Origin of the sequence: Gracilinema caldarium (genome assembly GCF_029265695.1) — a bacterium.
In the GTDB taxonomy this organism is placed as follows: Bacteria; Spirochaetota; Spirochaetia; order Treponematales; family Breznakiellaceae; genus Gracilinema; species Gracilinema caldarium_A.
The window spans coordinates 18,075-42,544 of the sequence record NZ_JAJUHW010000025.1; the positions used below are offsets into that span (position 1 = coordinate 18,075).

A 24,470-nucleotide genomic window follows, 5' to 3' on the forward strand; every position below is an offset into this window, starting at 1 on the left:
TTTTGAGGCTTGGCTTGTCTAAAAGGCCATGAGCAACAACCCCATCATGAAAATCAGGAGAATTCCTGAACCACTTCCCTTCCAAACACCGGGTGAAGAAATCGCCAATGCTATTCTTCACGGTCTTGGTGTACTGCTTTCTATTGCAGGTCTTGTACTCCTCGTGCTAAGGGCCAATGGGCTGCTGGGCGGCAGAGCGGGAGGAGCACTGGCAATCACTACATTTACTATTTATACGGCAGCCCTGATCATCATGTTTCTTGCGTCTACCCTGTACCATGCGATACAGCATGATGGTGCGAAACGGGTTTTCCGTGTGCTGGATCATGGATCAATTTATCTTCTGATAGCGGGGACCTATACGCCCTTTTGTCTTGTTCTTATTGGCGGATTCTGGGGATGGTTTCTCTTTGGGCTCGAATGGGCCCTGGCCATCACCGGCATTGTTCTCCATGCGGTAGGAAACAAAAAGCTTAAAAAAATAGAAGTAGGTATCTATATTGCCATGGGCTGGGCTGTTGTCTTGCGCTGGCAGCAGGTGCTTTCCCATATTCCGTCTCAGAGCCTCTTCTGGCTTGTCGCAGGAGGCATCGCCTATACTGCGGGGGTCTATTGGTACGGACAGAAAATAAAGCGCGGGACCCATGTAACTTGGCATGTTTTTGTCCTTGCCGGTGCGGTATGTCACTGGTGGGCCATCTGGTTTATCAGTTAAAAAATCTGTATAATACTGCCCATGCCAACAGTGGACGACAAAAAAATTATCTATTCCATGTACCGGCTCTCAAAAAAGCATGGAACAAAACAGGTACTTAAGGACATAAGTCTTTCTTATTTTTACGGTGCTAAAATCGGAGTTATCGGCCTCAACGGTTCCGGAAAATCCACACTGCTCAGGATCATGGCGGGGGTGGATACAGAGTATTCCGGTGAGGTTTCCCTGAGCCCCGGATATACCATCGGGTACTTGGAACAGGAACCCTATCTGGCACCAGGAAAAACGGTAAAAGAAGTTGTTTCAGAAGGGGTTCAGAATATCGTGGACCTTATCCAAGAATTTGAAAAGGTCAGCGAAGCCTTTGGCGACCCCGACGCGGATTATGAAAAATTGGCAAACCGTCAAGCTGAACTCCAAGAAAAAATTGAAGCCCTGGACGGCTGGAACCTCGATAGCCGACTGGATCTCGCTATGGACGCCCTCCGATGTCCTCCGGCAGATCAGGTAGTTGATGTTCTTTCGGGTGGTGAAAAGCGTCGAGTTGCCCTATGCAGGCTTCTTTTAAAAAAGCCGGATATTTTGCTGCTTGATGAACCAACAAACCACTTGGATGCGGAAACCGTAGCCTGGCTTGAACGGCACCTCCAGCAATATGAAGGAACCATTATTGCGGTAACCCATGATCGTTATTTTCTGGACAATGTGGCCGGCTGGATACTTGAGCTTGACCGGGGAGAAGGAATCCCCTGGAAGGGCAACTATTCTAGCTGGCTTGAACAAAAAGAGGCCCGGCTTGCACTAGAAGAAAAAAGCGAAAGCGAACGGCGAAAAACTTTGCAGCGGGAACTTGAATGGATACGGATGAGCCCTAAGGGCCGGCATGCTAAGGCAAAGGCCCGTATCAACCAATATGAAAAACTTTTGCAGGACAACGAACGGGAAAAAATACGAGAAAATAAAATAACCATCCCCACAGGGCCCCGGCTCGGCCAGGTTGTTATCGAAGCTAAAAAGCTCACCAAGGCATATGGAGACAAAGTGCTCTTCCAGGATCTAGATTTTGTTGTCCCCCCCGGAGCCTGTGTTGGCATCATTGGCCCTAATGGTGCGGGTAAAACAACACTCTTTAAGTTAATTACGGGGCTTGAAAAGCCCGATAGCGGAGAAATTCGGCTTGGAGAAACGGTAAAGCTTGCCTACGCAGACCAGATGCGGGACCGGCTTGATCCAAACAAAACCGTATGGGAACAGCTTTCCGATGGGCTCGATATAATTAAGCTAGGGGGTACTAAGGAAGTAAATTCCCGGGCCTATTGTTCTTGGTACAATTTTTCCGGTGGGGATCAGCAGAAAAAAGTAGGAGTATTATCCGGAGGTGAGCGAAACCGGCTTAATCTTGCTCTCATGCTCAAAGAGGGAGCCAATGTGCTGCTCCTGGACGAACCTACCAATGATCTGGATGTGAATACTATGCGGGCTCTGGAAGAGGCAATTGACAGTTTTGCCGGGGTAGTACTCGTCATCAGCCATGATCGTTGGTTCTTAGACAGGGTTGCAACACATATTCTTGCCTTTGAAGACGGAGAGGTAATCTGGTTTGACGGCAACTGGTCCGAATTTGCAGAATGGCGGAGACAAACCATTGGAGCCGCTGCAGATAGGCCCCATCGGTATGTGTATCGCAAATTGGAACGTTAAAGCGGATTTTTCTTTTGCTTGACGACTTATAGCTTCAATGGTACACTTAAATAAGGTGTATTTTGGAGATTTTTAATAATATTTTTTTATTTTGAACTAATCAGGGTATTAATGATGCTTTCAGAGGTTTTTCATCAGCTACTTTCTACAGCCTTGCCAGCCAAGTTATTTCTAGAAATATCCCTGGTTATCTTATTACGATATATAGCCCACCATGATACGGATAACATTGTAAACTGGGCTTTTTGGGGTACTATATTTTTAATCATCCGGGGCAGCATTGGGGGCCTCGTTGGTGTCCATGAACTGTTTCTTGCAACCGATATTATCATACCCGCTTTTATAGCACTTGTATTTTTGGGCAATTCTCATCGGAAATTAGTTTTTGTCTATGGACTTATCACTATTACCGTGGCTATTACCCTTGGGGTGCTTCACTTTCTTGCAATTATACCCTCAACTGTTCCTGTTCTGTCCCTTGCTGCAATTGCTTCGGCCGGAGCTGGATTATATCTGGTAAACAATAAGACAGAACAAAACAAGAAAATGCAGCGATTTTACCAGATCCGGTCCGTGCTTATTTCCGTATTGCTCATACTTTCTCCTGCGGTATCTCTGGTAGGTCCCTTTGTATATCCAATACTGCATATCGCTGTATATCCACTCCAGTATCTTGGTTTTATATGGCTGCTTTTGCAGTACAGCAACCAAGAGGTCGAACTGCTGATCCAGGACCGGGACGGGCTGTCTGACAATGTAGATACGCTGTATAATTTTGTGCTCAACTCTTCCGATGCCCTTAGATCCGGCGGTGATTTGCCTAAACTCATGCAATATGTGGCTAAAACCATTGCGCAGGGAACCGAATCGGATGGGGTCCTTACGCTTTTGGTTGACGATTTTGAAGATCAGGTTACCGCCTATGCGATACACGGCGTATTTCCGCCAATCATGGAAATCCCAGAATCTATCCCGAGAAACGAAGATGGCTTTAGAAACTGGTTGTCCCATCTTAAAATACCGCTGGGACAGGGACTTATCGGAGAAATTGCTAAAACTGGTAAAGCTCAATTTATTACAGATCCCGACAAAGACTCTCGAATTGTCATTCACCCCTCTTTTCCTATTGGGAGTCTTATTGGAGTTCCCTTTCTCATTGAAGAACGTATTATTGGTGTTGCCATCCTGACACGCAAGAAGTCTTCGCCTGTCTTTACAGATAAGGATTTCGACAAGGCTACACTTCTGGCCGGTTTCGCTTCGGTTATTATCAATACCATTTATTCTTTCCAGGATGTATCTGAACGATCAGACATTGATACGGCTGCAAGCATCGCTGAGGACATTCAGAAAGCCCTCCGGCCCAAAAAGCTGCCTAAATTACCCAATCTGACCTTTGGAACCTTTTCTGAAAGCGCTTGGGGGGTATACAGCGATTATTACGATGTAATTCCGGTTAGCAAGGAACGTATCTATATAGTTATTGGAGATGTGGCAGGAAAAGGTATTCAAGCAAGCCTTATTATGGTCATGATCAGGGCTATTCTGCACCTCATCACTAACACCAACAAAAATACTGCCACGATTCTATCTTGGATAAACCGGGGAATTACTGGAAAAATAGATATTGATCATTTTGCCACACTGCAAATTCTGTGTGTAAATCTCCTCACAGGAGCCTGCGAATATGCAAACGCGGGACATCGCCCATTACTCATTTGGCGCAATAACTTAGGGCTCGTAGATGCAATAGATGTAGAAAGTGTGCCCATCGGTGTAGAGAAAAACACCGAATTCAAAAGCACCCACTTTACTATTGCACCGGAGGATGTTTTAATCTTCTATACCGACGGTGTCATTGAAGCTATAAATGGAAAGGGGAAGCAGTATGGTATAAAAAGCTTGACAGCCCTGCTGCATAAATTCCATGATCTTTCTGCGGTAGAAATAGCGCAGAAAATTAAGGCGGATATTAAATCCTTTATGGGTGATACTAAACAACATGATGATCAGACAGTTTTGGTGGTGAAAACCAAATAATAACTTCGAGGGAGTAGGTATTTATGGAACTTAAAATCAGAAAGAACGATGAAACGTATATCATCGATGTACAGGGAGAAATGGACCTGTACAATTCATATAAGCTCAAAGAGCTTGTCATGAAGATGCTTGAAAAAAAGGTAGCCAAATTCATCATCAATCTGGAAGGGGTCGATTATATCGATTCAAGCGGAATAGGAGCTCTCATCTATATTTGTTCTACCATTAAAAAAATGAACCTTAAGCTGACAATTACAAATATTCACGGTTCGGTAAAAAAGGTTATTGAGCTTACTAAACTGATGGGCTATTTCCCAATTAGTTCAAATCTTGAAGAAGCTTTGAAACAGATGGAAGGCTAAAAACACGCTTAAAGGACAGATATATGGAACAAATTAAGGAACTTAAGGCTGACGGTTCATCCCCTCTTTTTGATAAAACAAACATGTTATATAAGGAATTTCCTTCCGATTTCAGACAAATAAGGTATTTTACCCTTTTGATTGTCCAATCGGCACCGCCAGAAATCAAGGAATTAAACCTTCTTGAGCAACAGATTTCAGAAATTATAAAAAATGCCGTTAAACACGGAAACCACAGCGATATAAGCAAAAAGGTTCGTGTCTGGTATTATTTTAGCCCCGAAGAAGCTCGTCTGATTGTTGAAGATGAAGGCGAAGGTTTTAAGGATTTGGAAAAATGGAACGAATTCAATCGTAAGCGAATTGAATTACTCCATGCCCAGAATTTTGAAGAACTGGGGAACTATGTTTCCTTCAGAACTGAGAAAAGCGATGATTTAGACGGCGGCAATGCCCTCTTTGCAGCCCTTGAGTATTGGAATGGCGGTTTTATTTATAACGATAAACGAAACGGGGTCGCCATGAAAAAGACATTCCCCAAACGACGCCACGGTATTTCGCTCGAAGAATAGAACACTATTACAGCTATTATTAAGGGGATGTCCAATAAGTTTTGGACATCCCCTTTTTTTATACCTTTCCAGCTATAAATGATGCATCCTGATCGGTAAAAGGCCTGCCATAAATGAATTCAAAAAGAAATCGCAAATCTTCTGGTTCTATAAGGGTAAACCTGCATCCAAAATATCCCATCGAAGCATCATTATAACGTCGAACAATTTTAGCACTGGTTTTTATAGTACGCTTTGGAGTTATAAGATCTACATCCAGCTCGGAGTCTACCAGCAAGGCCGATGAGAGGGATGAATGGGGATAGGCAAAGAGCATGCCTGAGGCGCTGATATCCACAACCTTTCCTTGGAAGGATTCTTTTTTAACTTTACCTCTTTCAAAATACCCATGTTCTTTGAGTGAAAAGGCAAGAACCTTTGTAAACTGATACAGCGTATCAAGGATGCTAAAATCGAAAGGAGGCTTATTTTCTGCTTCTATCCAAAGATGTATGTATCCAATCACATATTCTTGAAACAGAATAGGAACCCATGCATCGGAATATATACCCCCGTCGCGTTTAGATTTAATAAATCGGGCGAGCGCATCTTCCACATAAACTTTATCTACTCCTGAACTCTCAAGGTACCGTTTAAATATATCTTCTGTAATGATTTTCTTTTTAGGATACGGATCTATTTTAGGAAGATCAGTTTGAGTTGAAGGAATGAAAAGGGCTTTGCCCGTTTCGGCTATTATTTTTTCTTCTAAAGTATTTGGTTTATTTTCCTTAAACATGACAAGCTTGTAACCAGAGGAATTCTCTTGTGCCCATGATGCAAGCTGGTTTACAAGCTGTTTTATATCCTTTGGATCAAATTCATCCATTAAAACATTTATATCATCCTGCTCATATTCCTGGATCTTTGGGAAATTAAGGTTATACCGATCTCCATGGAAAGTAAGGTGGACCACCAAATCTGATGGGGTTGGAACCCGGGAATAGGAACGATCAAGGTTCTTATACAAGAACTCGGGTGCTTCCGTGGTGATTACATTCTCTTTTACAGATAAGACCTTTGCGGAAAAAGTAATAACCTGACCCCGGTAATCAAAAACTAATGAAAGTCTTTGTCCTATCTTTAAGCCAGGGATGGCTTTATTAGCCCTAAGCAATAGTTCCTGTTTGGGCGGCTTTTCAACAACCACGGTATATTCGTTTTTATTATAAAAGACCATAATCGGTATCTGTTCATCAAATAAAACTTTAAGGAGAAAATCTTTTTCTATCCTTTTAATCGGTGTGGCCATGGGCTGCTCCTTATGTACTCCTAAAGGAAATATTTATATTGCAAAGGATCAAATGCGGTTTTGGTATCTATTTCCAATAATAAGTCATCGACAATCCATAGGGTGTCAACCAGATGAACATATACTGCCCCTGAAGCAGCTGTGTTTTGGCCGAGAATCCTTATTAAAAAAGAATAACGGCCCTCCCCTTCCAGCTTTCCCCCGCCAATACGATATTGGAGCGGATTTATTGTTTTAACCATTTCTGCAATTTTATCTTGTTCTTGAACAGGCAAAAAATTTAATAATTGCTTTGTATATTGCGAAGAGACAAGCCTATTACAGTAGTCCTGCGCTGCATCATATACCGGAAGGGGAACATTTCCCTGTCCAAGGTCACCTATTGAAAAGTCTTTGGGCAGACGCGGTATTTCATTTTTATTGGGGATTGTTAAATCGGCAGTTATTGAGATTGATTTGTTCACCGGTTCAGCGGAGGCAAGGCTTTTCATTTCTACCGTGGGGACCGTAATAGGTTTTATTGCTGAGGTGTTATTATTTTCAGTAACGGTCTGAGATGTACTTTCCTTCTTAATATTCTTAATAGAACAGGAGATTGTTAGACCCAATAGCACGCATACTATACAATTTCGTAAAGCATTCATTTGTATCATTTTACTATTTCCTTTGTATAACGTCAAAGGGAAACGCAAATTCTTATATAACTATGGACAGAAGCGGTTCTGGTCTATAATATCAGGCTAGAGGAGTTATATTATGGGCTTAACCGTTGCTGAAAAAATCATCAAGGCACATCTTGTTGATGGAAAAATGGAAAAAAACGCTGAAATTGCTATAAAAATAGATCAAACATTGACCCAGGATGCAACAGGTACCATGGCATACCTTCAGTTCGAGTCAATGGGGCTGGATCGGGTTAAAACAGAAGTCTCTGTATCCTATGTGGACCATAATACCTTGCAGGAAGACTGGAAAAACATGGATGACCATCGATACCTCCAGAGTGTGGCAGCCCGTTATGGCATCTGGTTTTCCCGGCCAGGAAACGGTATTTGCCACCAGGTCCATTTAGAACGTTTTGGGCTGCCAGGAAAAACCCTGTTGGGCTCTGATTCCCACACACCTACCGGCGGCGGCCTCGGCATGCTTGCCATTGGAGCCGGGGGGCTAGATGTAGCAGTTGCAATGGGTGGAGGCGCCTTTCATTTAATCATGCCCAAAATCGTCGGTGTAAAACTGACTGGCCGTCTTAAGGGAGCTGCGTCCGCTAAGGATATTATCCTTGAACTGCTGCGCCGAGAAACGGTAAAAGGCGGAGTAGGTAATATTTATGAATATTTTGGCGAAGGGGTTGCATCATTACAGGTAACCCAGCGGGCTACCATCTGCAATATGGGCGCGGAACTTGGGGCAACCACATCACTTTTTCCTTCCGATGAAAAAACAAAAGCTTTCCTTGAAATGAGAGGCCGGGGAAATCAATGGGTTTCTCTCCAAGCAGATCCAGATGCATCTTATGATAGGATCATAGAAATTAACCTTGAAGAACTTAAGCCCATGATTGCCCAACCCCACTCGCCGGACAATGTGGTCCCAGTAGCCCAGATTGCAGGTCTCCCGGTTGACCAGGTTGTGATTGGATCCTGTACCAATTCTTCTTTGGAAGACCTTGCCGCTGTGGCTTCTCTCGTTAAGGGAAAGGTCATCGATCCCCGTGTTTCAGCAGGTATTGCACCAGGAAGCAGGACAACCCTTTTAGCAGCTGAAAAGGCTGGTATTTTGGGAGAACTCATTAGAGCGGGCTTTCGTATTTTGGAAAGCGCCTGCGGCCCCTGTATCGGTATGGGTTTTGCGCCTAAATCAGGCGGCGTAAGTGTAAGAAGTTTTAACCGAAACTTCGAAGGCCGGTCCGGGACCGCAGACGCAAAGGTATACCTCAGTTCGCCGGAAACTGCCGCTGCGGCAGCTCTCACCGGCTGTATCACCGACCCCAATCAGTTTAAAATGGAGAAATCCAACCTTGACCGCTATTTAGCAGAAGGAATAGCTATTGCGGGGGATGGGATGCTCATTCCGCCGCTTCCGCTTAAAGAAGCACAAGAGGTAGTTATAGAACGGGGTCCTAATATAAAACCATGCCCCCGCCCCGAACCAATTGCCAATTCAGTGCGGCTCCCGGTGCTTCTAAAAACGGGAGATAATATCAGCACCGATGACATCATGCCCGCAGGGGCAAAGGTATTACCCCTTCGCTCCAATATTCCAGAAATATCCAAATATGTATTTACCCGGCTGGATCCGGAATTCTGGAAACGGGCACAGGAAGCAGGCAGCTGTGTCATCGTCGGAGGCAGCAATTACGGGCAGGGATCATCCCGGGAACATGCAGCATTGGCGCCCATGTATTTAGGGGTGAAGGCAGTGCTCGTAAAATCTTTTGCCCGTATCCATAAAGCAAATCTTATTAATTATGGCATACTGCCTTTGGTATTCAGCAATCCAGAAGATTATGAACAGGTAGATCCAAAGGACGAATTAGAACTGAATAACATCTATGCTTTTCTAGAATCGGGAGAAAGTGAGCTACTTATAAACAACAGGACAAAACAGAAAGTCATCAAAGTAAAGCTTGATGTAGATGAACGTTCCCGGCGCATCCTGAGAGCTGGCGGTCTTGTACCCTACACGAAGGCTGGAGGCAAATAACAAAAGAAATGAAGCAGGGTGTAGCGGATATTCTCTTTAATGGTTTCATTGAACCTTACCGGGATAATATTTGGGGGCATATATATGTGACACCGGCTATAGGAGAACTTTGCAGATCTGCTCCCTTTAATCGTCTGCATCATATCCGGCAGTTGGGACCAACCTATTTGGTTTATCCCGGCGCAACCCACACGAGGGCAGCCCATTCCATCGGCGTCTACCACCTGGCAAAAAAGCTTATCCTGCAGCTTATCGAACGGGGGGCTGATGAATGGGTGAGTCCACAAGGGATCCTTTCTTTTCTGTGTGCTGCCCTGCTTCATGATATTGGCCATTTTCCCTATACCCACAGCCTAAAAGATTTACCGCTTGAACAGCATGAAGTCCTTACGGGGCGCCTCATTTTGTCTCATGAATTAAAATCCCTTATCGGCAGAACTGGGGCAGATCCCTATATGACCGCTGCTATTGTAGACCATTCCCTTCCCTCTCAAGATAATAAGGAAATACATTTTTATCGCAATTTACTTTCCGGCGTGCTCGATCCAGACAAGTTGGATTATTTAAACAGAGATGCCTACCATTGCGGTGTTCCTTATGGCAATCAGGACATTGATTTTACATTGAGCCGATTATATCCGCACAAAGATCGCGGTGTATCTATCGATATAAAAGGGATTCCCAGCATAGAAGCGCTCCTTTTTGCCAAGTATCTTATGTACAGATCGGTCTATTGGCATCGGGAAGTCCGTTCTGCTACTGTGATGATTAAAAAAGCAATTCGGTATGGGCTTGCAAAAAGCATTATTCATCCAGAGGAGCTGTATAATTTGGATGATAGCGGACTCTTTACTAAGTTTGCAGCCCTTGATTATGAACCTTTTAAGCTAATACAATTGGTCCAGTCAGGGCATTTATGGCAGCCAATACTTGAAATACCTCTTCCTCTAGATGCAAGCAACAGACAAATGAGTTGGGAAGTGCGGGAAAGCGCTGAAGCGCTGCTTGCGGCATTTCTGTCCCGCAGCCTTAAAACAACTGTTTCAGAGAGTCAAATCATTCTAGATATACCAGAACCAATCTCATTTGAAACAGATCTGCTCCTTTATGAATCAAATAAGCCCTTCTTAACCGGTACTACGGTTTTTACCTCTGAAACAATCTCAGCATTTACAGAAAAGCTCAGAATGATACGCCTATTTGCCGCCCCTGAGCTATATGAAGCTGTTATGGAATCTAACAACATACTAGAAAACTTGCGAAATACAGAGATTTGGCTACACTTATAAAGAAGGAGCACATAATGGATATCCATAATACAACCGAAGATAGGGTTTTAAGCCTCATCCATGAAATATTTGACTCTATTGAAAAAGAAGCTAAACCCGATAGACCCTGTACCTGCTTTCAATGCAGACTCGACACAGCCTGCTATGTTTTGAATCGGTTGCCTCCCAAATATGTGGTATCAAGCAGAGGTGTTGCGAGGACTGAGAGTGAAACAATAGAAAAACAACAAGAAGATGCAGACATTGTATCGTTAATCTACGAGGGTCATCATAAGATTGCCAAATCTCTACGGCCCCATTTTGCCCATAATCCAGCGGACCGGGAATCACCGCTTAGCATTAAAGGACCGGTCTACAATCTTCCCACCATTATTGGTCGTGTTTTTAATGGCCTCAATTTTGAACCAGTGAATAATATCGATGTGGAACTGCTCGAAGATGGAAATCTTGCTCCCATGATCGATCCAAACTGGCAGAATCCCTACAGGCTTATTCCGAACACCGCCGGGACCTTTACATTTTGGCCCAAACCCAAAAGTGCAGAAAAGGCGGGGATGGAAAAAACTTTTTCCTTTTCCATCTCTATAAGGGCTGAAAATTTTGAGCCCCTGCAGCATTTCTTTACTATACACGTAACAAGCGAAGAACAGGTTCAAACAAGCTTCTCTATGCAGAGAACATTCAAAATTCCTGATTTGTATCTTTTCCCGCCTGGTAATGATAGTGAAGATAATTGACCAAGCATGAAGATTTTGATATATTCTCATCATATTACTCCGGGATGTAGCCTAGTGGCTAAGGCGCTTGCTTTGGGAGCAAGAGATCGGCGGTTCAAATCCGCCCATCCCGACAATCAATGAATATTTTTAAATCCGTTGCAAAGGCCATTCAAGATTTCGATTTAATAAACAAGGATGATAAGATACTCATAGGAGCTTCAGGCGGAAAAGACTCTTTGGCTCTGAGTTACATCCTTTCTAAGATGAGATATTGGAAAAATAGCGCCTTCTCCCTTGGGGCAATATACATCCAAAACAACGTTACGCCTTATAATAAGGAACTTGAATCCCTCTATAGCTCATGGAATATTCCCCTTGCTATCCTCAGTCAGCCTCAGAAAACTGGTAATGTTACTTCTTTAGATTGCTATACCTGTGCAACTCAGCGAAGGGAGTCAATTATGCATTATGCAGTAGAACATGGGTATAATAAAATCGCCTTTGGGCACCACCTTGATGACGCGCTTACAACACTGCTTATGAATTTGCTTTTACAGGGTAAAATTGATGTACTTGAGCCCAAAAGGTACTATGAATCTTTTCATGTTACCTTGATACGTCCTTTATTTTATACTCCAGAAGAAAGCATTATTCGATTTGTATCTCAGCAAGCCTGGCACACGCAAACCTGTACCTGTCTACGCGGGACTAAGGGGGTCAGATCAGAATATCGGAAACGTTTGGAATCACTAACCGGCGGTTCTCTCCAGGAAAAAATGCACTTGCTAACAGCGTTTAATTCACGCAAACATTAAATTGCTTTTAATCCGTAAATAGACAAAGTAGGTGCAAAATAACCGCAGGCTATCGTGAAGTCAATTTAATAATAAAAAGACCGGACTTCAGTATAAGTCCGGTCTCATAAGAAGTTGCGGCGAAGAGGACTTGAACCTCCATGCCTCTCGGCACCAGCACCTCAAGCTGGCGTGTCTACCAATTCCACCATCGCCGCGTGAAATTGTAGTTGCATACTACCGATTTCATCAAAAAATGTCAAGACAATTTTTTACATTTTTTTCATCTTAAGAGGCCAAAAAGATACAAAGAACCCGTAAACTTAGCCTATTCCCAAAATCCAATCACTTCTGAAATTGACTCAAGGGATTTGAAATAGGGCTTTATTCAACTTAATCCTGCACCTTTTCTGCCGAGAATAGAAGCATGGTATACTCAACATTTTTTGCCCGTACAAATAGATTGGGACTTTGTATAGCTGCCAGCCTCATACTTGCTGGACTCAACCTTCTAGGCTGTACCAGTGCCCCTCCGCCAGAGCCTGTTAAGGAAGACGATGTATGGACTTTGATTGACAAGGGTCAATCAGACAAAGTTCGCGATTATTTTAGAGGGAAAATGGATGTTAACACGACCGATTCTAAAGGACGCACTCCGCTGCAACGGGCTGTAGAAGCCAATGATGCGGAATTGACGGCCTTTTTTATTGCCCTTGGAGCTAATGTGGACACCCAGGATCCCATAGGCAGAACTGCACTTGAAATTGCCTGTCAGAATGAAGCCTATGCTTGTATCGAAACATTAGCCAAGGCAAATGCCAACATTTTTATTTCAAGTAAAAGCGAAACTGCTCCCCTTACTGTTGCTATACAGAAAGGAGAGGCAATGCTGCAGGCATTGTTAAACGAGAAAACCGCTCTGCAAAAAAATGAACAGGGACAAAATGCCTTACATATTGCTTCCAGTATGGGAAATATTACTGCGGTTCGCAGGATATTAGATTTTTCTATTCCTCCTAATATACGGGACTCTCATGGCAATACAGCTCTGGATTTAGCATTCCAATACGCCGATTCTTTTAAGCATGCGCAGGTCGCTGAAAAACTTATTCAATCTGGGTATATTAACAGCAATGAAGTATTTTCATACTTTTCAATTGCAGTCCGCAGTTCAAATCCCAACATACGGTTTGCAGATGGTCTTTCTCCATTGCATTATGCAAGCCGTTATGGCCATAGTGGCATCGTTCAGTTACTCTTAGAAAGAAAAGCGGACGTTAATATAAAAGATGGTTCAGGAACTACTGCGCTGCACGAGGCTGCCCGCAGCGGTTTTATCAATATTATGCAAATGTTACTCGATTCAGGTGCGACGATCAACGCTCAGGATGCAAAGGGTAACACGGCGCTCCATATTGTTATGCCCTCTATGGTCCGTAAGGACGGTATAAGTCTTTTACTTAATAGGGGTGCAAATACCAATCTTAAGGATAATCATGGTGACGCACCGCTTCATATATGTATAGCCCTTGATATGGGAAAGGATATTGCCAGTTTGCTTATCTCCCAAGGGGCTGATGTAAATATCCGCAATGCTAAGGGGAAAACACCGTTGCATATCGCGGTAGAGATGGACCGGAAAGATTATATTTCCATCTTGCTAAACAAACAGGCTGACATCTTTGCTGACGATATAAATGGCAAAACTCCCTTTGATGTGGCACTGGCATTAAAAAATAGCAGCTTAACCGAACTTATAACCCAGGATACAGTGCAAAAAAGCGATAATAAGGGAAATACCTTGCTCCACATCGCCACTTTGAGCGCTGCACCGGCGAGAATTATTGCCCATATTATTGACCAGAAGAATTTAGTGCAAAGCCGCAACAAGGCAGGCGACACGGCCTTGCATTTTGCGGTTGAACAGGATGAACGGGAAATTGGAGAACTCCTTATAACCCGGGGGGCTGATATTTTTGCGGTTAATGCAAAAGGCGAAAGCCCGCTTTATATTGCGCTTAAAAATCCTGATAAAATCCGCCAATGGATGCTCAATTCATCAACCTATGACGCCCGTGATGGTCTTGGGAATGGCATACTTCATTATACTGCCCAGTGGCAAATGGACTCGATTATTCCAATTTTAGTACAGCGAGGTGTCTCCCTTGAAATGAAAAATGCTACCGGTGAGACACCTTTGTTTTTCGCTGTAAAAAACAATGCCCCTCAAACAATAAGATCTTTGCTCGCTGCAGGTTCTAACATTCAGTCCCGGGATAAGCTTGGAAATACGGCGCTTCATGCAGCAGTACGCTGGAATGCGATCGCATGCGTTCCTGTGCTTATACAAGCGGGATTAGATCCGAATATCCAAAATTTGTCGGGAGACACGGCGCTGCATCAGGCGGTTCGTCTGGGCATGGGAGCCATTGTGACATCCTTGATTCAGGCTAAGGCAAATTTAGATCTCAGAAACAACCAAGGCAATACACCGCTTTTCGAAGCGATCACATCTGGTGTCCCTGCGAGTGTAGAACTGCTGCTCGAAGCTGGCTCCGATCCTATGGCCCGCAACCTGAACGGCGATACACCATTGCATATAGCCGTTGCAAGTAATCAAAAAGAAATTTGCAATCTCCTGCTTACTCGAGGTTCAGCTATACACGCCCAGAATGCAGCAGGGAAAACCCCTTTCCAACTGGCCATGGCAGGTTCATCTGATATTGTAAATACCCTTTTGACGAAGGATAGGCTTTCCCTCTCTGACGATTATGGGAGGTCACCACTCCACATTGCTATCCTTGCAGGAGCGCCGGTTGGAATTATAAAAACAATAATGGAACTAGGAGCCCGGCTCAATATTATTGATTCCCAAGGAAAAACACCACTGAGGTTAGCTGTTGAGGTTGAAGCCTGGGATACGGCCCGGTATTTAATCGATTCAGGATCTGATATATTTATCAAGGCTTCGGACGGAGAATCTCCAGCAGATCTAGCCATTACAAAGGGCCCCACGGTTATAAAAGTGCTTTTAAACTCAAAAAACATTAATAACCGGGATTCTATGGGCAACACGCTACTTCATTATGCGGCATCCAAAGGAAACAGTGAGGTAATCACAACTCTTCTTGAATTAGGGGCGATCAAAAATATAAAAAATAATGATGATGAGACTCCCTATGATACGGCGAAACGTTGGGGAAGAACTAATGCTATGAATCTTTTAAAGTAAAGCTAAAATAAAGCAGTTTCATCATTTTCATATTGTAGCCTGTAGAGCATTGCATACAGGCTATTTTTTTTAAGTAATGTATCATGGGTTCCAGATTCTACTATTTCACCATGGGACAGGACTAATATTCTATCAGCATGTTTAATGGTAGAGAGTCGATGAGCAATAACGATAGAAGTTCGGCCGGTCAATATCTTCTGCAAACCCTTCTGAATCAATAGTTCTGTCTCCGTATCAATAGAACTGGTGGCTTCATCAAGTACGATTACCCGCGGATTATGGGCAATAAGCCGGGCAAAACTTATCAATTGCCGCTGACCTGAAGAAATATTTGTTGATCCCTCTGATAAACGGGTTTGGTATCCCTGGGGAAGCTTAGAAATAAATTCATGGGCATATACAGCCTTTGCAGCATCTTCTACTTCTTTATCGGAAATCGGTAATCCTAATCGTATATTGTCCGCAATGGTACCTGAAAATAAAAAAACATCCTGCAAAACCGGTACGATTGCCTTCCGCAGGCTCGAGAGAGAATACTGTTCGATAGGAACATCGTCTAATAAGATTGTCCCTTCACCAATATCCCAAAGTCGGTTTAATACATTAGTTATGGTTGTTTTTCCTGCCCCTGTATAACCAACAATAGCGACCATCTCCCCTGGTTGCACGGTAAAGGAAATATGGCGAAGTACCGGTTCTCGGCCATTATAGGAAAATGAAACGTTCTTAAATTCAATTTTACCTTTGCATTGGGCTGAAACAGTTAACTTACCCTTGTCAGTTATCATTTCATCTTTATCCATTAATGCAAAGACCCGCTCAGATCCTGCCATGGCAGATTGTAGTATTGTATATTTTTCCGATATATCCTGAACGGGGAAATAGAACATCTGCACAAGATTGATGAATGCAATTAAAGTGCCAAGGCTTAAATGAAGGCCAATTATATAGGCCCCGCCAAAAAAGAGAACCACTCCAATAGTAAGGCTCGTTAAAAAGTCAATAATAGGCCGAAAGGTGGCATAGACATACATTTCTCCTAAATTAGCTTTGAGCAATTCAGTATTATGGGTTTTAAATTGATCTGAAACTGCCTTTTCCTTTACAAAAAGCTGTACGATATGAACACCAGAAAGTCGCTCTGACAAAAAGGAATTGAGACGAGAGGATGCAAGACGTTGACGCCTGAATGCATCACGGGATTTATATCGGTTAATAGCAGTTACAATTGCTACTGGAGGAAGGGTTAAAAAAGTAATCAGCGCTAGTTTGGGAGAAAGCCAAATCATAGTAATTAGAACCCCGGACATAACCGATATGTCCTTAAGGAAGGCGCTTAACACGGAAGTAAAAAACTCGTTAATTGTTTCCACATCGCCGGTAAGCCGAGTAACCATGCGACCTACCGGGTTTCGACTTAAGAAAGCTGTAGACTGAAATATCGTTTTCTTGAATAGCTCAAGCCGGATATCCTTCATGATATTTTGAGCTATGATAGTGGTTATAAAAGTTTGCACAAAGGTTGCAAGCAATATAAGTATAAGGATAATAAGAAAAAGGATTCCGGAGCGTATAAGAAAATTGAAATCCTGCCGTTTTACTTCACGAATAAGTTCACTAGGATATGTTTTTAGAATTTTTTCCGGTATTGCAGAATAGGACCCGTTACTGATACTAACCTTTTGCAATTCAGCTTTTGGAGAACCGTTAAAAACATACCAAGGTTCACTATCGATAATAGATAGTTCTCTAAGACGTTTTTCCAAAGCAGCTGGTATGACAATATCTTTCGATTTTAAAACAAACTTTTTATTGCCAATAACAATGGTTTCCTTAAAGGATACGATATCTGAAAAAAGTTTTTTTTCCTCCTGTGAAAGTTGAGGACCTTGAGCAATAAAGAAAGTTTCATCGATTGCTATGTATTGGGAAATAATTGAGGTATCGATAATTTTTTGAACAATCACAGGAAGAGATAATTCTCCCAAGGTTGAAATGACCAGAGCAATGAAAGCAGCAAAAGCATGTAATTTGTAAGGTTTAAGATAGGAGAGGATTCTCCTTACCAGTTTGCTATCGTATTCTTTTACAATTTCTTCGGTTTCATAATATTCAGCCATGATGATGTTCTAACCTTTGCAGTTCAGCCATCTCCGCGAAATATCCTCCCGTTTTTATTAAATGGGAAGGAGTTCCTGCTTCGAGTATCTTTCCTTGATCGAGTATTACAATAAAGTCAGCTTTTTTAAGTGTAGAAACTCGGTGAGAAACGATTATCGTTGTTTTTCCCTTACGATTTTTTAGAATTTCATTTAAAATGTGCTGTTCTGTCTCGGTATCTACCGCTGAGAATGCATCATCAAGAACTAAAATATCTGGATTTTTTATGATAGCCCGTGCAATAGATAACCTTTGTTTTTGTCCGCCAGAAAGTGTAAGGCCTCTCTCTCCAACAATTGTATCCAATCCATCTTTAAAATCCCGCAGATCCCGGGTTAGTCCAGTTAATGCTACAGTTTCCATTATAAGGTTTTCAGAGGCATATTCATTGCTAAAAATAATGTTATTTTTTATTGAATCCGAAAATAGAAACGGGTCCTGCGGTACCATTCCAAAACGCTGTCGTAAGGATACCAAGTCCCAATCTTTAACATCCACATTATCAAGAAACACAGTTCCATCATCAGGATCGATAAGCCGGCAAAGAGCTTTGCAAAGGGTTGATTTCCCAGAACCGGTCCTACCCATGATTCCCATAACAGATCTAGAAGGAATATCTAAAGTAATATTGTGAAGAGCTGATGTTCCATCGGGATATATAAATGAAAGGTTTTTTATCTTGATATAACCTGAGTTACCAGCAATAGGTCCTTTTGTTAATTCTCTTGACCTAATGGTTGGTGGAGCAGCAAAAATCTCATTGATTCTTCCAAGGCTTGCAGCACCCCGCTGTATCATATTTATTAAGAATCCCATGCCAAGCATCGGCCAGATAAGCATCTGGAGATAGCTGAACATAGCAACCAAGGTGCCTGCAGAAAGCTTTCCTTCAATAACCTTTCCGCCACCTATAACAAGCAATATAAGCGTGGTTAAGCCTGAAAGAAAAGAAATCATGGGGAAAAAAAAGCCATATACTTTTACAAGCGATACATTATCATTTTTATAATCATTATTATTTTTTGCAAAAAGGTTAACAAAATATTCTTCTTTTACAAAGGATTTAATTACCCTCATACCAGCAAAGGTTTCTTGAACCGTTTCGCTCATGGATGAATATGATTCCTGAACCTTTTTAAAGCGCCCTCCTATCATATTGCCAAAACCCACAATAAGCAGCGTAATTACGGGAAGCGGAATAATGGCAAACAATGCGGTATCTCGATCTTGTATCAGCATAATGATAATAATCGCAATAGCCATTACGGTACTATCAAAAAATGCAACAAAACCTATACCAAGAGCATTCCGAACCGCATTAAGATCATTGATGGCACGGGCTAAGAGGTCTCCAATTTTATTTTTCTGGTAAAAATCATAGGATAGTTCCATAAGATGGTTAAACAGACTTTGCCGTATTTCTGTCTCTATTCTACGGGAAGCACCGTTAATAAAATATCTCCAGAGAAAGCGGCCCACACTAATAATTGCCGACAAAGCAAGCATCCCAAGACATAAAAGACCTAAGGACCTCAAAGTCGCTTGTTGATTAGAAAGCGAATCTATTGCAGATTTAATAAAAAGCGGTATGAGAATTTGGCCCAGGTCGACAATAATGAGACAGAATAAACCGGCTATATAGTTTGGAATAGAGGGGGCTAAATATGGCCAAAGAGTTTTAAATTCCCGTAAAGAATAGTTTTTTTGATTTTCATCAGCCATGAATTACTTCTTTTGAGAAAATGGATCATCCTTTTTTTTCTGGTCCGCTTCAAGTTTTGCAGCCCAGATATCTTGTTTTTTCTTTACCGTCTCTGCATCATCCCGTTCACCAAGCAAGACATGGATTCGGCGTAAAGCCCCCAAAAAATTGATGGCCTGTTTAAAGTCATCGATCCGGTTGGTAGACAGTTCATATTTTTCCCGGTACCGATCTGCGGCCTGCATTAATAGACGCTTTATAGTGCGCATATGGTACACGCTGACTTCATAATCAGGCGAACGGGGATCAAAGTTTGCAACCGCATTTTTCAAATCGAAAATATTCTTTGCAACCGTTGCAAATCGGCCTTCAAGCTCTACAAAAGCCCATTTCCATTTAGTGTTATCGCCATATGCATCTTCCACCATTTGAATTGCAAGCCCCAATTTCCGTATCAGGGCATACCGTCGTTCTGCGTTAAGGCCTTCTAGATCTTTGAGTTTTTCTGCATAATCAGAATAGGGAACATCAATATAATTGCTGACCACTTCTTCCAGATATATAATTACCTTATATAAGGCTTTTCGTGCTTCGTTGAGATGTTCTTCATTTTTAACTCCAAGTACAGCCTGTGAAATACCATTCATAACAAGATAATAAGAGGCAAGATTGAGCATTTCATCGGCCAAAGTAAGCCTTTTATAAGCTGCCCCATTGGGGTCTTTCTGCATTAAAGAAAGAATACTTCGTTCTCTTGCTAATATAGCTTCAGTAGCTTCTTTATACGGTTTAATGCGCTCATAATACTGGTGTTTTTCTTCCTGGGAGATCTTTGCCATTAATTCCTCCCCTGGCTATTGCTTGCCAGTTGACTATATTTCGCCAGTAACTCGTCCGCATGGGCCAGTGCGGCATTGGCTGCCGCATCTCCAGCCAACATACGGGCTATTTCTTCTCTTCTTTCTTCTTTGCTAAGGATTCTTAAGGTGGTGACAGTTCTTTCGCCTTCTACCTTTTTTTCAACCTTGAGATGGTTATGGGCTCGAACTGCTATAGTTGCAAGATGGGTAATACAAAATATTTGTTTATTCTTACCTACCTGCGATAGGTGTTCACCCACAGAAAGGGCTACTTCTCCGCCGATTCCCGTATCAATTTCATCAAAAACAAGGGTTTCCACAGTATCAGTATTGGCTAAAACGGTTTTTATTGCAAGCATAACCCGTGAAAGTTCACCGCCGCTTGCAATTTTAGATAGTTCCTTTACCGGTTCCCCGAGATTAGCGGATATTAAAAATTCCACATCATCCGCCCCGTAGGGCCCAATAATTTTCGCGTTGCCATTCATACCCTTCGGTTGAACCTGAATAACAAACTGTGCTTTTGGCATCCCGAGGGTACTTAAAATCTTTGTAATTCGTTCTGCAAGAATAGTTGCAGCCTTTTGGCGCTGCAGAGACAGGTCGGCTGCCTTTCGAGTAATTTCTTGCTCTAATGCCGTAATGGCCTCTTTAAGGGCTGCCCGATCTTCATCTAACTTTGAAAGCTTTTCAAGTTCATTAATTGCCTGCTCTTTATAAGAGAGCACATCAGCTTCTGTGGCCCCATATTTTTTCCTGAGCTTAAACATAAGCGCGAGCCGTTCTTCTATGCTTTCAAGTCGATTTTCATCAAACCTTAATGAATTCCTGTAATTGTCTAACTGGTCTGCGGTATCTTCTAGCTCGTAATAAAGGTCGGAAAATCTTTGAGAAAGAGATGATAAGGAACTGTCTATAGCCGCAGCTGCCTCGAGTGAGGTTTTGGCCTTCCTTAAAAGCGGGATAGCAGATAGATCAGAATGGGACAATAAATCCGCGGCACCGTTAATATGGGAAGACAGTTTTTCATATTCTGCAAGCTTTTTTGCTTCCAATTCTAATTCTTCAGTTTCGCCCGGTTTTGGATTTACCTTAGAAATTTCTTCTATAGCAAAAGATAGAAGCTCCTGTTTTTCTTTTCGCTGTTTTTCTGTTTCTATAGACTTTTCAAGCTCCTTTCGTTTTTCGGACAATTCCATAAAAACGCCGGTAAAAGCCTGAACTTGGTCTTCGATGCCTGCAAAACGATCCAGATAACGACGGTGATTTTCTTTTTTTAATAAAGATTGATGTTCATGCTGCCCGTGTATATCAAAAAGAAAGGATGTAAATTCCTGTAAATCCGCCCTTGTAACCGGAACATCCTGGATATAGATAGATCCCCTACCATTTTTCTTAATATTTCTTCGTATAATAATGCGCCCTTCATCGGGGGTAATTTCTTTTTCTGTAAGCCAAGCAGCCACATCGTCATTTTTAGAATTTATAGAAACGATTCCTGAAACACTAGCTTCCTCACAGCCTGTACGAATAACTTCTATATCTGCCTTATCGCCGAGGAGAAAACTAAGGGCCCCCACAATAATTGACTTACCAGCGCCGGTCTCACCTGTGATGATGTTAAGACCATCGTCAAAATGTACAGAAAGCCTGTCAATTAACGCATAATCCTTGATCACTAGTTCATCAAGCATCGGGGCCCCCTGACCAATTCAATTTTGTCCGTAAAACCTTATAAAAAACCTTTCTGTCGGAAGCAATTATTTTGGCTTGAAATGGAGCCTTTTGCAAGATCAGTCGGTCTCCTTCGGACAATTGTATTACTTCCTGTCCATCTACGGTAAGCAGAACGTTGCTTCGTTGTCCAGATTCTACATCAACAACGATTCGTTCATGGGCAGGAATAACCATAGGGCGATTAGACAATGTAAAAGGGCAGATTGGATTGATTATGAATGCTTCCAATTCTGGATCGAGTATAGGGCCTCCTGCGGCCACAGAATAGGCAGTTGAGCCCGTTGGTGTTGCAATGATAAGACCGTCTGCACGGAAGGGGCCCAAGTCTGTGGTATCTGTACTAACATCAAGCCGTATGATTTTTGCAATACCTGAAGCAGAAACGACCGCATCATTTAAGCAATATCTGGTATCCTGCAGCACTCCCCCGCGCCATAGTTCGACTTTTAGCATTAAGCGTCGGGAAACTGGTATAAGGCCATCCATCCACTGTTGGAAGACCTGTTCCCATTGCTCAGGATGCACAGCAGCAATAAAACCAAGGGTCCCAATATTAATAGGAAATACGGGTATAGAAAAAGGAGCCATACAGCGGCTTGCATAGAGAACGGTTCCATCACCACCAAGGGTAAAGGCAATGTCATAAGCACCCTGAGGAGATAGTTCTGGTTTACCTTCGAATGGGCAGAGGAATACCGTATGACCCTGAGATTCAAGGGTTGATTTTATAGAATGCATCAGAGCGGAAGCATTTTCTTTATGAAGGTTAACAATCAGTATTATACGTGCACCCATAGCTTCCTGACCCTTATTTTCGCTATTATTCAACTATGGCAAAGTTGCAAGAACCTTTGCAATTTTTTCAATCTGTTTGCCCGAAAGGCGTGGATAAAATGGGAATAGTACTGTTCGTAACGATAATGAATAGGCAATCGGAAACATATTTTGTATTTCTGTCATTTTAGTAATGATTGTATTAGTAAAAGCATTTTCTACTGCCACTTCTTTTTTATTTGCATAGGCCACCACATCCTTTAAGCCTGTTTGCAGAACAAGAGGGAACGCATAATTGTTATATTCAGCTATATCCATCTGAATAAATCGTTTATGCCTCGTCCGCAATGCGGACTGTAAAAATATTTGAGCTATTTCTTTTCTTTTTTCAAAGTTTTTTTCATGTTCCTTAAACTGGACAATTCCCATTGCAGCATTCATATCGGGGAGCTGGTATTCTGGTGGCAGTTCCATACTCTGCCTAAGGACCGATGCCTCTCTTCTATTAACTGCATAAAGAATGGCTCCACCACCGGCGGTAAGAACGTCCCGGGATTCGAGGCCTAACAAACAGAGGGTACCGAAAGTTCCTACCTTAAACTCTCCCACATTGGTTCCGTAACTGCGGGAAATGTCTTCTATAATAGGAATACCAAATTCAAGGAACTCTTCAGTATGAGGCACATATCCTAACGTATGATGGTTTATAATACAACGGACAGGAACCTCAGCTCTTTTTAAAGCTTCTGTAATGGTTTCCTTTGTCATATTACCTGAATGCTCATCCACATCTGCAAAAATGGGAGTTAACGAAAGATCTTTGAGTACCTGTAGATAGTACAAAGGTGACAGGGCGGATATAAGAATACCATCATTCACCGGTATATTAAGTGCTTTTAAGGCAAAAAAAAGAGCTAATGCAGGACTTCTGAAACTGATACCATAATCAAATTGAATATATTCTTTTGCAACCGTAAGTAGTTTATCAGTAAAATCACCAGGGCCTAGCGCATCATCAACCAGGGCTGACAAAACGGCATCCATTTCTTTTCGGCGTATAGTAGGTGAGAAAACTTCTATTTTCATCTGTAATCCTCGTTTTAGTAATTAATGCCGTAATTCGTTAATTTTTTGTAATTCTTTCGGATTGAATAATCTCCGTATATCTAGAATGATAAGATATCCTTCTTCGTTTTGAATTACACCCTGTATATATTCTGCACCTATACCGCTTAGCATTTGTGGAGGAGCCTGAATTTGTTCATTTTCTATAGTTACAACCCGTGCTATTTTATCGATGACCACACCCAATTTCATTCCATCTAGGTCTATAATAATAAATCCTGATAATAACTCTTCATCTTCGCCAACCACAGCCTTTTTAATATGGAATCGCTTATGTAAATTGATGATGGGAATTATCTCACCGCGTAAATTAATTATACCTTCTACATATGATGGCGCGTTAGGTATAGGCCGAATATCTTGGACCCGAACAATTTCTTTAACATCCATTATGTCAATGCCATAGTGTTCTTCGCCGAGTTGAAATGTTACCAGTTGGTATTGATATTCCCTTTCAGTCATGTAAATTTCCTTTCAGGCCTCATCTTGCCTTTGTCTTATTCTACTTTACTATTGAAATCGCATTTCTTCAAGAGTTATCTTTTTGAGAAGGGCAGCTGGAATAAAAAAAAAGCCTGGCGACTACCTACTTTCCCACCCCTTCGAGAGGCAGTATCATCGGCGTAAGAGGGCTTAACTTCCGTGTTCGGAATGGGAACGGGTGTAACACCTCCACTATGGTCACCAGGCA

At 42.2% G+C, this 24,470-nt stretch carries 19 protein-coding genes, 2 tRNA genes and 1 rRNA gene; 11 read left to right on the plus strand and 11 right to left on the minus strand.

All coding sequences use genetic code 11. From position 1 onward, the window contains the following. Positions 1 to 46: 46 nt before the first annotated feature. The 5 genes from trhA (at position 47) to Q7P68_RS09095 (ending at position 5,390) form a co-directional block, all read left to right on the plus strand. Entirely contained in the window at positions 47 to 715 is a 669-nt protein-coding gene (gene trhA / locus Q7P68_RS09075; protein WP_304224922.1) for a PAQR family membrane homeostasis protein TrhA, read from the plus strand. A 21-nt stretch (positions 716 to 736) separates the two neighbouring features. Continuing rightward, positions 737 to 2,416, plus strand: coding sequence for an energy-dependent translational throttle protein EttA (gene ettA, locus Q7P68_RS09080; protein ID WP_304224923.1), 1,680 nt, complete (start codon positions 737 to 739; stop codon positions 2,414 to 2,416). Between the two features lie 111 nt (positions 2,417 to 2,527). Next, complete coding sequence (locus Q7P68_RS09085; RefSeq protein WP_304224924.1) at positions 2,528 to 4,456, plus strand: GAF domain-containing SpoIIE family protein phosphatase; 1,929 nt, start codon at positions 2,528 to 2,530, stop codon at positions 4,454 to 4,456. A 23-nt stretch (positions 4,457 to 4,479) separates the two neighbouring features. Beyond that, positions 4,480 to 4,818 (plus strand): STAS domain-containing protein, encoded by a 339-nt coding sequence (locus tag Q7P68_RS09090; RefSeq protein WP_304224926.1) that lies wholly within the window; start codon positions 4,480 to 4,482, stop codon positions 4,816 to 4,818. A 23-nt stretch (positions 4,819 to 4,841) separates the two neighbouring features. Continuing rightward, complete coding sequence (locus tag Q7P68_RS09095) at positions 4,842 to 5,390, plus strand: ATP-binding protein (RefSeq protein WP_304224927.1); 549 nt, start codon at positions 4,842 to 4,844, stop codon at positions 5,388 to 5,390. Positions 5,391 to 5,448: 58 nt separating this feature from the next. On the opposite strand, the gene Q7P68_RS09100 is transcribed toward Q7P68_RS09095, so the two are convergent. Both Q7P68_RS09100 and Q7P68_RS09105 read right to left on the minus strand, forming a co-directional pair. Next, a complete protein-coding gene (locus tag Q7P68_RS09100) occupies positions 5,449 to 6,681 on the minus strand; it encodes a PilZ domain-containing protein (RefSeq protein ID WP_304224928.1) in 1,233 nt (410 codons plus the stop codon). Positions 6,682 to 6,701: 20 nt separating this feature from the next. Beyond that, positions 6,702 to 7,325: a hypothetical protein gene (locus Q7P68_RS09105; protein ID WP_304224931.1), complete on the minus strand. Its 624-nt coding sequence runs from the start codon at positions 7,323 to 7,325 to the stop codon at positions 6,702 to 6,704. Positions 7,326 to 7,437: 112 nt separating this feature from the next. On the opposite strand from Q7P68_RS09105, the gene Q7P68_RS09110 reads away from it, so the two are divergent. The 5 genes from Q7P68_RS09110 to Q7P68_RS09130 all read left to right on the plus strand — a co-directional run bounded on the left by Q7P68_RS09110 (position 7,438) and on the right by Q7P68_RS09130 (position 12,210). Further along, complete coding sequence (locus tag Q7P68_RS09110) at positions 7,438 to 9,387, plus strand: aconitate hydratase (RefSeq protein WP_304224932.1); 1,950 nt, start codon at positions 7,438 to 7,440, stop codon at positions 9,385 to 9,387. An 8-nt stretch (positions 9,388 to 9,395) separates the two neighbouring features. Then, entirely contained in the window at positions 9,396 to 10,676 is a 1,281-nt protein-coding gene (locus tag Q7P68_RS09115; RefSeq protein ID WP_304224934.1) for an HD domain-containing protein, read from the plus strand. A 14-nt stretch (positions 10,677 to 10,690) separates the two neighbouring features. Continuing rightward, positions 10,691 to 11,413 (plus strand): late competence development ComFB family protein, encoded by a 723-nt coding sequence (locus tag Q7P68_RS09120; RefSeq protein WP_304224936.1) that lies wholly within the window; start codon positions 10,691 to 10,693, stop codon positions 11,411 to 11,413. 40 nt (positions 11,414 to 11,453) lie between these two features. Beyond that, a tRNA-Pro gene (locus tag Q7P68_RS09125) sits at positions 11,454 to 11,526 on the plus strand. A 6-nt stretch (positions 11,527 to 11,532) separates the two neighbouring features. After that, complete coding sequence (locus Q7P68_RS09130) at positions 11,533 to 12,210, plus strand: PP-loop family protein (RefSeq protein ID WP_304224938.1); 678 nt, start codon at positions 11,533 to 11,535, stop codon at positions 12,208 to 12,210. A gap of 115 nt (positions 12,211 to 12,325) precedes the next feature. On the opposite strand, the gene Q7P68_RS09135 is transcribed toward Q7P68_RS09130, so the two are convergent. Further along, a tRNA-Leu gene (locus Q7P68_RS09135) sits at positions 12,326 to 12,407 on the minus strand. Between the two features lie 209 nt (positions 12,408 to 12,616). On the opposite strand from Q7P68_RS09135, the gene Q7P68_RS09140 reads away from it, so the two are divergent. Beyond that, the gene (locus Q7P68_RS09140) at positions 12,617 to 15,421 is read left to right on the plus strand and encodes an ankyrin repeat domain-containing protein (protein WP_369695319.1); all 2,805 of its coding nucleotides are present in this window, start codon (positions 12,617 to 12,619) and stop codon (positions 15,419 to 15,421) included. 2 nt (positions 15,422 to 15,423) lie between these two features. Here the strand turns inward: Q7P68_RS09140 and Q7P68_RS09145 are convergent, their stop codons facing one another. The 8 genes from Q7P68_RS09145 to rrf form a co-directional block, all read right to left on the minus strand. Continuing rightward, the gene (locus Q7P68_RS09145; RefSeq protein ID WP_304224940.1) at positions 15,424 to 17,541 is read right to left on the minus strand and encodes an ABC transporter ATP-binding protein; all 2,118 of its coding nucleotides are present in this window, start codon (positions 17,539 to 17,541) and stop codon (positions 15,424 to 15,426) included. Continuing rightward, positions 17,534 to 19,303 carry an ABC transporter ATP-binding protein gene (locus tag Q7P68_RS09150; protein ID WP_304224942.1) on the minus strand — a complete coding sequence of 590 codons (1,770 nt, stop codon included), beginning with the start codon at positions 19,301 to 19,303 and terminating at the stop codon, positions 17,534 to 17,536. The genes Q7P68_RS09145 and Q7P68_RS09150 overlap by 8 nt, the downstream gene beginning before the upstream one ends. Positions 19,304 to 19,306: 3 nt before the next feature. Then, a complete protein-coding gene (locus Q7P68_RS09155) occupies positions 19,307 to 20,122 on the minus strand; it encodes a hypothetical protein (RefSeq protein WP_304224944.1) in 816 nt (271 codons plus the stop codon). Continuing rightward, positions 20,122 to 21,837, minus strand: coding sequence for a DNA repair protein RecN (gene recN / locus Q7P68_RS09160; RefSeq protein ID WP_304224946.1), 1,716 nt, complete (start codon positions 21,835 to 21,837; stop codon positions 20,122 to 20,124). Before recN ends, Q7P68_RS09155 begins: the two co-directional genes overlap by 1 nt. Next, positions 21,830 to 22,675, minus strand: a complete 846-nt coding sequence (locus tag Q7P68_RS09165; RefSeq protein WP_304224947.1) for an NAD(+)/NADH kinase — start codon at positions 22,673 to 22,675, stop codon at positions 21,830 to 21,832. The genes recN and Q7P68_RS09165 overlap by 8 nt, the downstream gene beginning before the upstream one ends. Before the next feature lie 33 nt (positions 22,676 to 22,708). Then, positions 22,709 to 23,740 (minus strand): DegT/DnrJ/EryC1/StrS family aminotransferase, encoded by a 1,032-nt coding sequence (locus Q7P68_RS09170; RefSeq protein WP_304224948.1) that lies wholly within the window; start codon positions 23,738 to 23,740, stop codon positions 22,709 to 22,711. Positions 23,741 to 23,761: 21 nt separating this feature from the next. Continuing rightward, entirely contained in the window at positions 23,762 to 24,241 is a 480-nt protein-coding gene (locus Q7P68_RS09175; RefSeq protein WP_304224950.1) for a chemotaxis protein CheW, read from the minus strand. Between the two features lie 111 nt (positions 24,242 to 24,352). After that, a 5S ribosomal RNA gene (gene rrf / locus Q7P68_RS09180) occupies positions 24,353 to 24,468 on the minus strand. Positions 24,469 to 24,470: the final 2 nt, after the last annotated feature.